General features: G+C 37.3%; 10 protein-coding genes and 3 tRNA genes. 8 read left to right on the top strand and 5 right to left on the bottom strand.

The window, feature by feature from the left end:
* The first annotated feature begins 143 nt into the window (after positions 1 to 143).
* On the top strand, positions 144 to 2,378 hold the full coding sequence (locus ICG50_RS08900) for a TonB-dependent siderophore receptor (protein WP_187660555.1): 2,235 nt from the start codon (positions 144 to 146) through the stop codon (positions 2,376 to 2,378).
* 3 nt (positions 2,379 to 2,381) lie between these two features.
* Positions 2,382 to 2,930, top strand: coding sequence for a PepSY-associated TM helix domain-containing protein (locus tag ICG50_RS08905; protein ID WP_187660556.1), 549 nt, complete (start codon positions 2,382 to 2,384; stop codon positions 2,928 to 2,930).
* Between the two features lie 41 nt (positions 2,931 to 2,971).
* Here ICG50_RS08905 and ICG50_RS08910 read toward each other — a convergent pair whose 3' ends face one another.
* The gene (locus ICG50_RS08910) at positions 2,972 to 3,334 is read right to left on the bottom strand and encodes a DUF983 domain-containing protein (protein ID WP_187660557.1); all 363 of its coding nucleotides are present in this window, start codon (positions 3,332 to 3,334) and stop codon (positions 2,972 to 2,974) included.
* Between the two features lie 97 nt (positions 3,335 to 3,431).
* Positions 3,432 to 4,895, bottom strand: a complete 1,464-nt coding sequence (locus tag ICG50_RS08915; RefSeq protein ID WP_187660558.1) for an aminoacyl-histidine dipeptidase — start codon at positions 4,893 to 4,895, stop codon at positions 3,432 to 3,434.
* Positions 4,896 to 5,065: 170 nt separating this feature from the next.
* Here ICG50_RS08915 and ICG50_RS08920 point away from each other — a divergent pair, with 170 nt between their 5' ends.
* Positions 5,066 to 6,121, top strand: coding sequence for a DUF3810 domain-containing protein (locus tag ICG50_RS08920; RefSeq protein WP_187660559.1), 1,056 nt, complete (start codon positions 5,066 to 5,068; stop codon positions 6,119 to 6,121).
* Positions 6,122 to 6,470: 349 nt separating this feature from the next.
* Here ICG50_RS08920 and ICG50_RS08925 read toward each other — a convergent pair.
* The 3 genes from ICG50_RS08925 to ICG50_RS08935 form a co-directional block, all read right to left on the bottom strand.
* Positions 6,471 to 6,544 (bottom strand) — tRNA-Arg (locus ICG50_RS08925).
* A 27-nt stretch (positions 6,545 to 6,571) separates the two neighbouring features.
* Positions 6,572 to 6,646, bottom strand: a tRNA-Pro gene (locus ICG50_RS08930).
* Positions 6,647 to 6,651: 5 nt separating this feature from the next.
* Positions 6,652 to 6,735 (bottom strand) — tRNA-Ser (locus ICG50_RS08935).
* Between the two features lie 250 nt (positions 6,736 to 6,985).
* Between ICG50_RS08935 and ICG50_RS08940 the strand changes: the two genes are divergently transcribed.
* From ICG50_RS08940 to ICG50_RS08960, 5 genes are all read left to right on the top strand, one after another.
* Positions 6,986 to 8,164, top strand: a complete 1,179-nt coding sequence (locus ICG50_RS08940) for an acetyl-CoA C-acyltransferase (RefSeq protein WP_187660560.1) — start codon at positions 6,986 to 6,988, stop codon at positions 8,162 to 8,164.
* A 77-nt stretch (positions 8,165 to 8,241) separates the two neighbouring features.
* Complete coding sequence (locus tag ICG50_RS08945) at positions 8,242 to 9,003, top strand: C40 family peptidase (protein WP_187660561.1); 762 nt, start codon at positions 8,242 to 8,244, stop codon at positions 9,001 to 9,003.
* A gap of 56 nt (positions 9,004 to 9,059) precedes the next feature.
* Positions 9,060 to 10,445, top strand: coding sequence for an alpha-amylase family glycosyl hydrolase (locus tag ICG50_RS08950; protein ID WP_187660562.1), 1,386 nt, complete (start codon positions 9,060 to 9,062; stop codon positions 10,443 to 10,445).
* A 129-nt stretch (positions 10,446 to 10,574) separates the two neighbouring features.
* A complete protein-coding gene (locus tag ICG50_RS08955; protein WP_187660563.1) occupies positions 10,575 to 11,354 on the top strand; it encodes an MlaE family ABC transporter permease in 780 nt (259 codons plus the stop codon).
* 4 nt (positions 11,355 to 11,358) lie between these two features.
* On the top strand, positions 11,359 to 12,096 hold the full coding sequence (locus ICG50_RS08960; RefSeq protein WP_246448729.1) for an ABC transporter ATP-binding protein: 738 nt from the start codon (positions 11,359 to 11,361) through the stop codon (positions 12,094 to 12,096).
* Positions 12,097 to 12,104: the final 8 nt, after the last annotated feature.

Here is a 12,104-nt window from a genome sequence, read left to right on the forward strand (position 1 = left end):
TCTTTTTTAGAGGAGCTTTTTTTATTTGTAAATAATGGAAATTCAATAAATTAAAAATATTATTTATATTTAATCTAAATAAACTTTTATATTCCACTTCTCGTATATATATTTGCATCGTTATTTTTAATTATTCTAAATAAATGAACAGATATACAACAATTCTCGCCTTAACACTTACTACTAGTGCTATTGGTTTTTCCCAAGAAGCCAATACTAATTTTCAAGAAGACCTTTATGCAGTGAATGATACTGTAAAAAACAAAAAAGGTGAAGTCCTTCAAGAAGTGGTCATTATTTCCCAACAACAAAAAACAATTGTAAAAGGTGGTAAAACCAATATCAAACCACTTGACTTACCTCAAGCTACATTTGTGATTGGTAAAGAAACCATCAAACAACAACAAATTTTAAGATTGTCTGATGCTTTAAAAAATGCAAATGGTGTTTATGTTTCTGGTGCGAGTAATGCCTCTGGAAATAACCAAGAAGAATTAGGCTCAAGAGGTTTTACCTTTAGCGGCGGAAATACATTTAAAAATGGTATTCGCTTCAACGGTTCTTTAATCCCTGAAACGAGTTCATTGGAAAGCATTGAAATTCTTAAAGGAAGTGCGGCGATTTTGTACGGAAACGTAGCACCAGGAGGAATTTTAAACCTTATCACCAAAAAACCAAGATTTGACCATGGTGGTGAATTGAGTTTCAGAGGAACGGAATACAATTTTTTCAAACCAACCGTTGACGTTTACGGTGCTGTAAACAACAGCAATACTGTAGCTTACCGATTTATCAGCAGTTACGAACAAGGCAATAGTTTTAGAGATAATGTACAAACACAACGCATTTATTTCAATCCGTCTTTCCTGTTTGATATCTCTGCAAAGACCAATATCTTGATTGAGGCCGATTACACCAAAGACAACAGAACACCTGATTTTGGTTTGGCCGCCATTGATTATAAAGTAGTTGAATTGCCTATAAACTCTTTCTTAGGTTTCAACTGGGGAAGATTTGATTCAGAGCAAACAGGTTTTACATCAACCATTAATCATGATTTGAATAAAAACTGGCAAGTAAAAGGTATCTTTTCGTACCAAGGTTACAGCACTAATTTGTTGTCGAGTTTGAGGCCAAATGCCGGAATTAACGACCCTAACAATCCAAACAACAATCTAGTTCGTGCCAATGGAGATTGGATTCGAGGGGTTCAAAAAGCCGATACTGAGCAAGATTACAGTTTGGTTGAATTCGATTTAAACGGAAAATTCAATACTGGAAAAATAAAACATACTTTACTAGTTGGTGCCGATGCCGACCAAAGCAATACCGCTACTTTAGCGTATAAAAACATCAATTATTACGACAAAATAAACATCTATAATCCGTCGGTGATTCTTGAAAAAAATTCAATTTATGCCAATACCGTTGTGCCTACAATGGATAAAAACACAAATGCCGATGCCAATATAAAAAGAGCCGGAGTTTATTTTCAAGACTTAATCGAATTGCATACAAAATTCAAAGTATTGGCCGGTTTGCGTTACAGCTATTTGGAAAGCACTACAAACACTTTGACTTTTTCCACAAACGCTAACGTTGAAACTACAACCAACGATAATATAGTTTCGCCAAAAATTGGTTTTGTATTCCAACCTACCACAAATAACTCCATTTTTGCCAGCTATTCTGATTCATTTGTGTTGAATACCGGAACCGACAGAAACCTAAATACTTTGCCACATTCTACCATTAATCAATACGAAGTTGGGCTTAAAAATGAATTCTTCAAAGGTCATTTGGTAGCTAATTTGACTACTTATTTAATTGACTACAGTAATTTGGCACAAACCGATTTCTCCAACGGAAACACCAACACCAACATCAAAGAATTGGCCGGAGCTTACCAAAGTAAAGGAGTTGAATTAGATGTTACAGGTCACCACAAAGGGTTAAGATTGATTGCAGGATACAGTTTTAACGAAACAAAATATACTAAAAGTAATATTTATAACACCGGAACTTATTTGAGATTTTCACCAAAACATACAGCCAATGCGAGCGCGTTTTATACTTTTGAAAATACCAAATTAAAAGGTTTCGAAATTGGTTTGCAATCAACTTATATCGGAGAACGATTAGGCGGAAGATTAAGACCAAACAACGCTTCTACTGCGGCTGAATTGGCGAGAAAACCAATCCCGGTTGAAGGATTTTTACAATTCGATGCTTCCGTTGGTTATTCAATCAAAAATTTCTCTATCAGAGCCAGATTATCCAATTTAGGAAATATCGTGAATTATTATGTATACGATGACAATACCGTAACCCCGATTGCCCCAAGAATGCTAACCACAACTTTGTCTTATAAATTCTAAAAAATGAAGCAAGCTACCATCAGAAATTTGCACCGCGACTTAGGTTATTTTTACATTGGGTTGATTATTTCATTCGCCTTTTCGGGTATTATGATGAACCACAGAGACCATTGGCATCCCGAAAAATATACGGTTGAAACCAAAGCCATCGAAGTAAAATTACCGGCAGAAGATAAAATCAGCGAACCGTTTGCGGATTCATTAGGCAAGGCTTTAGGCATTGAGGACAAAATTCGTCGCCATAATGTAAAAGAGGGAAAATTTAAAATTTCTTTCGAAAAACACGATGTCGAAATTGATATGGCTACCGGAAAAGGAGAAATAGTTTCCTTTCAAAAAACACCGCTCATCAGTCACATGATGAAACTGCACAAAAACACTTCCAATTGGTGGATTTATTATTCAGACATCTTTGGAATATCATTGATAACTATAGCTGTCACGGGCGCGATTATGATTCCCGCCGGGAAGTTTACCTTTAAACGTAGAGGTTGGAAATTGGCCATCGCCGGATTAATTTTCCCTTTATTGTTTCTATTTTTGTTTGGTTAATTTGCAACGAAAAAGCTCCTAAATTTAGGAGCTTTTTTATTTTACATCGAATAGTTTTTGAACATATAAATCCAAATCATCCTCGAAAGTCGAATGTTAAAACAACTCAATGCAATAATTACTACACCAATAATCGGGATGATTCTTAAATCGAAAGTTTCTTCAAAAAATGGACTTGCAATTAAATAGGTAATGATTCCTTGTCCGACTGTTAGTCCGTAATTGACAAACATGGCGCCAAAAAAATAACCCGGTTCTTTTTCGAACTTGTAATTACAATGACTGCAATGTTCGTTCATCTTGGGAAACCCAAAACTAAAAAAGAAGCTCTTATCGGCAAAGACTTTTCCTTTATGACAATTGGGACATTCGTTACGGAAAATATGGTATAGACTTTTTAACATAGTGGATTTTTATGCAAAGATAGATACTGTGAGACCAAACAAAAAATAAAACCCGCTCATCAATGAACGGGTTTATCTATTTTCTAAATTCTATTCTCTATTTTCTTTCGGGAATACTCGCCAAAATCTCCAAGAAAAACTTCCAGAATTTCTGAGAAGATTTAATCGAAGCTCTTTCATCAGGACTGTGCGCACCATGGATTGTTGGCCCAAAAGAAATCATATCCATTCCCGGATAATTAGTCCCTAAAATACCGCATTCCAATCCGGCGTGACAAGCCACTACATTGGGTTTGGCGCCGTTTTGTTTTTCGTAAATATTGACTAAAACGTCTAAGATTTCTGAATTCACATTCGGTGTCCAACCCGGATAACTTCCGCCAAATTCCACTTCGCATCCAAACAATTCATAAGCCGAGCGCAAGCCATTTGCCAAATCCATTTTAGAAGTTTCAACAGATGAACGAGTCAAATTCTGAATTGAAATCTCGCCATCCTTAACAATTACACGAGCAATATTATTGGAGGTTTCTACCAAGTCTTCCATATCGGCAGACATACGGTAAACGCCATTGTGCGCGGCATAAATCGAACGCAACAAACCTTCCTGAACGCCTAAATCCATTACTTTGGAAGGCAAATCGCTTTTTACAATTTCGATAGTCAAACTCGGCTCCATTGTTTTGTACTCGGTTTTGATATCGGTAATGATTTCCTGCATGTCAAATACAAACGCTTCGTCATACATTCCGGCCACAATCACTTTGGCAACGCTTTCACGCGGAATTGCATTGCGCAAACTTCCACCGCTGATTTCGGCAATTTGCAAACCAAAATTCTCAAAACCGTCGAATAATAAACGGTTCATGATTTTATTGGCATTTCCTAAACCTTTATTAATATCCATTCCTGAGTGTCCACCATTTAAACCTTTTACGGTGATGGTGTAACCTTCGGAACCTTCAGGCGTTTCTTCTTCGTTATATCTTCTGGTCGCCGTTACATCAATACCACCGGCACAACCAATATCAATTTCATCGTCTTCTTCGGTATCCAAATTCAATAGGATTTCACCTTTTAGAATACCGCCTTTTAAGTTCAAAGCGCCGGTCATTCCGGTTTCTTCGTCAATGGTAAAAAGTGCGTCAATCGCAGGGTGTGGAATATCTTTACTTTCCAAAATAGCCATAATGGCCGCAACACCTAAACCGTTGTCAGCACCCAAAGTAGTTCCTTTGGCACGAACCCAGTCTCCGTCCACATACATGTCGATGCCTTGGGTTAAAAAGTCGAAATCGGTGTCGTTATTTTTTTGGTGCACCATATCCAAATGGCCTTGCAGCACAATAGTTTTGCGGTTTTCCATACCCGGAGTAGCCGGTTTGCGAATGATTACATTTCGGATATCGTCTTCAAAAGTTTCCAATCCCAAACTGTTTCCGAAGTTTTTCATGAATTCAATTACGCGTTCCTCTTTTTTGGACGGTCGAGGCACCGCATTTAAATCGGCAAACTTGTTCCAAAGTGCTTTGGGTTCAAGGTTTCTAATTTCTTGGCTCATTTTTAAAAAAAGTTTCTAAGTTACTAAGTGGCTAAGTTCCTGAGTTTTTTTTGCTGCGCTACTCAGTAACTTAGTTACTCAGCTGCTCAGCTACTCAACTTGGCAAAGTTACAAAGTTTAACTACTTTAGAAATTGAATTGTGATTATATTTACATTTTAAAAATTGACCTTGAAACGCAAATACATCCTTCCTTTATTTTTATTAATTCAGATAGTATTTCTGAAAATCCTTGCCTTTTTTCCTGAAACGGTGGAACGCTTTTACAGTAACGGATTGTATGTTTGGATTTCCAGTTTTTCTAGGACAGTGTTGGGTAAAATCCCATTTTCTGTTGGCGATATTATCTACGGAATCACTATTATCTATTGCATTTACTGGTTTTTCAAGAATAGAAAGTTAAATTGGAAAGACAAGATTTGGGCTTCGTTAAGCTTTATCTCTGTAGCTTATTTTTTATTTCATTTCTTATGGGCATTCAATTATTATCGCGTGCCGCTTTTTGAAAAAATGGATATCAAAAGAGAATATTCAGATGCCGATTTAATTGCTTTTACCCAAAAACTGATTGTCAAAACCAACGAAGTTCAATTTGCCATAACCAAAGACAAAACTAAGAAAGTAGTCAATCCCCATTCGCAAGACAGCATTTTCAAACTGACGCAGTATGGCTATGATCATTTGGCCAAACAATATCCGATTTTCAAATATGAAACCCCAAGCCGAAAGAAATCCTTGATGAGTTTACCGTTAACCTATATGGGTTTTGGCGGTTATTTGAATCCGTTTACCAATGAAGCCCAAGTCAACGACAAATTACCAATGTATGGTTTTCCGAATGTCGTTTGCCACGAAATGGCACATCAGATAGGCTTTGGCAGTGAAAGCGAATGTAATTTTATCGGATTTATGGCTGGAGTTAAAAATAAGGATTTATATTTTCAATATTCGGCTTTATCGAACGCCTTACGCTATTGCATGTCAAACATTGGAGCAAAAAACGAAAAAGAATTCAACCGGTTAAAAGTCAAAATCAATCCGGGAATTTTGGAAAATTATAAAGAGAGCGAGAAGTTTTGGGAACAATATGACACTTTTATTGACAAAGCATTTCACGCTTTTTATGACCAATATTTAAAATCCAACCAACAAGAAGACGGCATCGACAGTTATAGTAAGTTTGTGGATTTGTTGATTAATTACTATAAGGATAAGGAGATAAAATAAGTCTGTGACCTCGACTGGATTCAAACTAGTAACCTTCTGAAAAACAAAAAAACACCTAATGAGGTGGTTTGTCTTTTAATCACAAAAGGATTTTGCTTCGATTTAAATTTACAATAAGCATCTAACTACCGGCAAAAACCGAATGTCCACAGGACATTCTCCTCTTAATATCAAATGCTTTGATAATTCATTAAAACAAAAAAAATGATCAAGTAAACTTGTCATTTTTATACTTTCACAAAGGATTTTGCTTCGCAACATCCTTCAAAGCTCCGCTTTGATAATTCATTAAAACAAAAAAAATGATCAAGTAAACTTGTCATTTTTTCTGTTTGAATGAATTCATTCGTGATCCCAGAAGGATTCGAACCTTCGACCTACTGCTTAGAAGGCAGTTGCTCTATCCAGCTGAGCTATGGAACCATGCTAAAAAAAATATCTTTAAAATTGTCGGGGTGGCAGGATTCGAACCTGCGGCCTCCTGCTCCCAAAGCAGGCGCGATAACCGGGCTACGCTACACCCCGAAAAGCGGAGAGACAGGGACTCGAACCCTGGCGACGGTTACCCGTCGACAGATTAGCAATCTGCTCCATTACCGCTCTGGCACCTCTCCTAATTCGTCAATTTGTAAAAGAACATTTTCTTAAAGCGGTTGCAAATGTAATTTATCATTCTATAATTTACAACTATTTCATTTCTTTTTTTAGATTATAAAACAAATAAATGCCAAATAACTTCACTATCAACAAGGTAGAAACACTATATTTTATTTAATCCTTTACAAATAAAGATTTATTGGGCTTACGATTCATTATTTTACAATAAAAGTTTAGATTTGCAGGACAAACAAACAACAGAATATCATGAGTAAAAAAGTAGTTATCGTATCAGCAGTGAGAACGCCTATCGGAAGTTTTATGGGAAGTTTATCTACTGTTACTGCAACACAATTAGGTGCCGTTGCTATCAAAGGCGCTTTAAATAAAATCAATTTAGATCCCAATTTAGTCGACGAAGTTTTAATGGGTAATGTAGTGCAAGCCGGCGTTGGTCAAGCGCCTGCGACTCAATCGGCTATTTTTGCCGGATTGCCGAATACCGTTCCAACCACTACCGTAAATAAAGTTTGTGCTTCAGGAATGAAAGCCGTAATGCAAGGCGCACAAGCCATCATGAGTGGTGATGCTGAAATCGTGGTTGCAGGTGGAATGGAAAACATGAGTTTGATTCCACATTACGTTCATTTGAGAAACGGTGTGAAATTTGGCCCAACCACTATGGTTGATGGCATGCAAAAAGACGGTCTAACCGATGCTTATGACGGAAACGCCATGGGGGTTTGTGCCGATTTATGTGCCTCAGAATATAAAATTACCAGAGAAGAACAAGATGCTTTTGCCATTCAATCTTATGAGCGTTCGGCTAAAGCTTGGTCAGAAGGGAAGTTTGACAACGAAGTAGTTCCGGTTGAAATTCCGCAACGTCGTGGCGAACCGGTTATCTTTGCTAAGGATGAAGAATATACTAACGTAAAATTAGATAAAATCCCTGCGTTGAATGCGGTATTTACCAAAGACGGAACTGTAACTGCAGCCAATGCTTCAACTATTAATGATGGTGCAGCTGCTCTAGTTTTAATGAGCGAAGAAAAAGCACAAGCTTTGGGTTTAAAACCTTTGGCATATATTAAATCCTACGCCGATGCGGCTCAGGAACCAAAATGGTTTACCACTACTCCCGCAAAAGCTTTACCAAAAGCATTAGACAAAGTAGGTTTATCCGTAGCTGATGTAGATTATTTCGAATTCAACGAAGCATTTGCAGTTGTTGGTTTGGCCAATGCCAAAATCTTAGGATTAGACAATGATAAAGTAAACGTAAATGGTGGCGCAGTTTCTTTAGGTCATCCACTAGGATGTTCAGGAGCGAGAATCATTGTAACTTTGATTAATGTTTTAGAACAAAACAATGCCAAAATCGGAGCCGCAGCTATCTGTAATGGTGGCGGTGGTGCTTCAGCTATAGTAATAGAAAGAGCATAAATAAATTTATTATAAATGCTAAATTTTGAATTTTAAATTAATTTAGAATTTAGCATTTAAAATTTAAAATAATTTGAATGTTTGCCATTTGTAACCTTGCCATAATTCCTTTACGTGCCGAACCGAGTGACCGAAGCGAAATCGTTTCGCAAGTCTTGTTTGGAGAGCATTTTGAAGTTTTGGAAAAGCAAAACCAATGGGCAAAAATCAAACTTCAATACGACGATTACGAAGGTTGGGTTGATTCTAAGCAATACCAAGTCATTTCAGAAAAAAACTTCAAGGATTTATCTAAAGATGCTATTATTCTTAATGCTGATTTGGTAGAATATGTAACCAATGCCAAAAACATGTTGTTGCCTATTCCGCTTGGCTCTTCGTTATCATTTTTAAATCACAGCGAAATCAATATTGAAGGCTTTGAATTTGAAGGTTTGAGAACCAGCGGTGTCAAATCAAAATCCGATTTGATTACTACCGCTTATATGTATTTGAATGCGCCTTATCTTTGGGGTGGTAAAACACCTTTCGGAATTGACTGCTCCGGTTTTACCCAAATGGTCTACAAACTAAACGGCTATCATTTGCTGCGCGATGCTTCTCAACAATCCGGTCAAGGTGATGCTCTGAGTTTTATTGAGGAAAGCGAACCGGGTGATTTGGCTTTCTTTGATAACGAAGAAGGTAAAATTATTCACGTGGGCATTATGATGGAAAACAACTATATCATCCACGCCAGCGGAAAAGTCAGAATCGACAGATTAGACCATTTGGGCATTTACAATGCAGAGCAAAACAGACATACTCACCGACTGAGAGTCATCAAGAAAATAATTTAAACCGAGACAAGAGTTTCGGTTTTTTTATTTAAATTAGTTTTTTTAATTCCTTCAAAATGAAATCCATCAGCAAAATTTTGTTAGTCGCTTTGGGCTTCCTTTCGGTAAGCTGTATCAAAGAAAAAAACGGGGAAACCAGCGATTCCCGCTACCAACCCAAAGAATTCGTAGAAGTAAAACATCCCGAATGGAGTAAAAATGCTACTATTTACGAAGCCAACATACGTCAATTCACACCCGAAGGCACATTCAAAGCTTTTGAAGCTCATCTACCGAGAATAAAAGCAATGGGCATTGATATCATTTGGTTAATGCCGATTCATCCTATTGGTGTCGAAAAGCGCAAAGGAACCTTAGGCAGCGAATATTCGGTAAAAGATTATTATGGGGTGAATCCTGAATTTGGAACCAAAGAAGATTTCAAACATTTAGTAGACAAAATCCACAGCATGGGCATGTATATCATCATTGATTGGGTTGGCAATCACTCATCGTGGGACAACCAATTGGTCAAAGACCATCCGGATTGGTATACCAAAACCGAAGAAGGTAATTTCCAGCCAACGCCATGGTATGATTGGGATGACGTAATCGATTTTGATTATGACAAACCCGAACTTCGAAAATACATGACCGAAGCCTTGGTTTATTGGGTGAAAGATTTCAATATCGATGGTTACCGATGCGATACGGCAGGCTTTATTCCAACTGATTTTTGGGACAATGCTCGAGCCGAAATGGATGCCGTAAAACCCGTTTTCATGTTGGGCGAATGGGAATCTCGTGATTTGCATAAAAAGGCATTCGACATGACTTATTCTTGGACATTATTCGATAAAATGGTTGCGGTAACTCGTGATAAAAAAAGCATGGGCGGATTGGTCGAATATATGGCGCACGATGTAAGCACTTTTCCACGCGATGGCTACAGAATGCTTTTCACTGATAACCATGATATGAATTCCTGGAACAACAATATGGAATACAATTTCGGAGACGGATTGGAAGCTTCCATAGTTTTAACCGGAACAATCAACGGAATGCCTTTGGTTTATGGCGGACAAGAAGCCGGTTTAAATCGTTCACTTAAATTTTTTGACAAAGATTTAATCGATTGGAGTAAAATGCCTTACGAAGGATTGTTCAAAAAACTTTTTGACCTGAAACATCGCAATCAAGCTTTGTGGAACGGTAAAGAAGGTGGCGTGATGGTACGTATTTACAGCGATAAAATGGAACAAGTGATTTCATTTTCAAGAACCAAAGACAAAAACAGAGTTATTCCAATCATCAACTACAGTGATAAACCGGTTACTGTAAAACTGAATTCTAAATATTTAAAAGGCGATTATACCGAAGTGTTTTCAGGTAAAAAAACAACGCTCAAAGGCGATGATGTATTCACGCTTAAACCTTGGGAATATTTGATTTTAGAAAAATAAAACTGTTAGTCCAATTATACCAAAAATCCACTTTATCTAATTGAAAGAGTGGATTTTTTGTTGGAAAAAAGTAGTTATTCTCCCCATAATTCCCTAAATTTGATAAGGATTTTTGCTTAATTTCAGTCTATGGACAACAATTCCAAAGTTGCAGAATCATTTAAGAATTTTTTAATTGAAATTGGTGAACTCTCCTATTTCACTTCCCGTTTTTTTAAAGAGCTTTTCAATCCGCCTTTCGAACTCAAAGAATTTTTACGCCAATGTTACAATATGGGTAATCGCTCTTTGTTGCTGGTATGCGTAACCGGATTTATTATCGGTTTGGTTTTTACACTACAATCGCGCCCAACTCTGGAAGAATTCGGAGCTGTTTCCTGGATGCCGTCAATGGTAAGCATTTCCATCATTAGAGAAATTGGACCCATCATCACTGCCTTAATTTGTGCCGGAAGAATCGGTTCGGGTATTGGTGCCGAATTGGGTTCAATGCGAGTTACCGAACAAATTGACGCCATGGAAGTTTCGGGCACCAATCCTTTTAAATATTTAGTGGTTACCCGAATTTTAGCGACAACCATGATGCTGCCGATATTAGTGTTTTTTGGAGATGCTATTGCCATTTTCGGTTCGGCTATGGTGGAAAATATGAAAGGAAATGTCTCCTACCTGCTCTACTTCAATCAAGTATTTGACAGTTTGCAATTCAGCGATTTGATTCCAACCACATTTAAAACTTTCTTCTTTGGATTTGCCATAGGATTGGTAGGTTGTTACAAAGGTTATAATTGTAAAAAAGGAACAGCCGGCGTTGGATTAGCGGCCAATTCTGCCGTAGTTTATACCTCAATGTTGTTGTTTGTTATAGATTTTATTGCCGTATTTGTCACTAATATTTTTTATGGTTAGCCCAATGAATAATAAACCCATCATAGAGATCAAAAATCTGAGGAAAAGCTTTGGGGACAACCATGTTTTGGAAGGTTTCAATATGGCATTATATGAAGGCGAAAACTTGGTCATCATGGGCAAATCAGGTTCAGGAAAATCAGTCATGATTAAATGTCTAATTGGTCTGGAAGAACCGGATAGCGGAACGATTACCGTTATGGGGAAAAACATCAACCAACTCGAACATTGGGAATTGGATGAATTACGCACCGAAATAGGTTTCTTGTTCCAAGGAAGCGCTTTGTATGATTCAATGTCGGTTAGAGAGAATTTAGAATTTCCGCTGCGAAGACACACCAAAAAATTCGGAATCATAGAAGATACAACTCCGTTAGTAATGGAAGCTCTGGAAAATGTCGGATTAGAGCACGCAATCGATTTGATGCCAAGTGAACTTTCTGGTGGTATGAAACGCCGAATAGCTTTGGCACGAACCTTAATTCTGCAACCTAAAATTATTCTTTACGACGAGCCTACAACAGGATTAGACCCGATAACTTCTAAAGAAATCATTTTATTGATGATGTCGATTCAAAAGAAATACAATACTTCTTCCATTATCATTACCCATGATGTGGATTGTGCCAGAGTTATTGCCAACCGTATGATTTTACTAATCGACAATATCAATTATGCCGAAGGAACTTTTGAAAAACTTTCGGCTTCAGAAGACCCAAAAATCAAAGCCTTTTTTAAGTAAATTAGCTT

The sequence above is a fragment of the Flavobacterium buctense genome (genome assembly GCF_014486695.1).
Lineage (GTDB): Bacteria > Bacteroidota > Bacteroidia > Flavobacteriales > Flavobacteriaceae > Flavobacterium > Flavobacterium buctense.

Bases quoted from the DNA above. Each gene is read 5' to 3' on its own strand.
- ICG50_RS08910 (WP_187660557.1), bottom strand. From the start codon at position 3,334: ATGTTAAAAAGTCTATACCATATTTTCCGTAACGAATGTCCCAATTGT.
- ICG50_RS08915 (WP_187660558.1), bottom strand. From the start codon at position 4,895: ATGAGCCAAGAAATTAGAAACCTTGAACCCAAAGCACTTTGGAACAAG.
- ICG50_RS08955 (WP_187660563.1), top strand. From the start codon at position 10,575: ATGGACAACAATTCCAAAGTTGCAGAATCATTTAAGAATTTTTTAATT.
- ICG50_RS08960 (WP_246448729.1), top strand. From the start codon at position 11,359: ATGAATAATAAACCCATCATAGAGATCAAAAATCTGAGGAAAAGCTTT.
- ICG50_RS08905 (WP_187660556.1), top strand. From the start codon at position 2,382: ATGAAGCAAGCTACCATCAGAAATTTGCACCGCGACTTAGGTTATTTT.
- ICG50_RS08950 (WP_187660562.1), top strand. From the start codon at position 9,060: ATGAAATCCATCAGCAAAATTTTGTTAGTCGCTTTGGGCTTCCTTTCG.
- ICG50_RS08900 (WP_187660555.1), top strand. From the start codon at position 144: ATGAACAGATATACAACAATTCTCGCCTTAACACTTACTACTAGTGCT.
- ICG50_RS08945 (WP_187660561.1), top strand. From the start codon at position 8,242: ATGTTTGCCATTTGTAACCTTGCCATAATTCCTTTACGTGCCGAACCG.
- ICG50_RS08940 (WP_187660560.1), top strand. From the start codon at position 6,986: ATGAGTAAAAAAGTAGTTATCGTATCAGCAGTGAGAACGCCTATCGGA.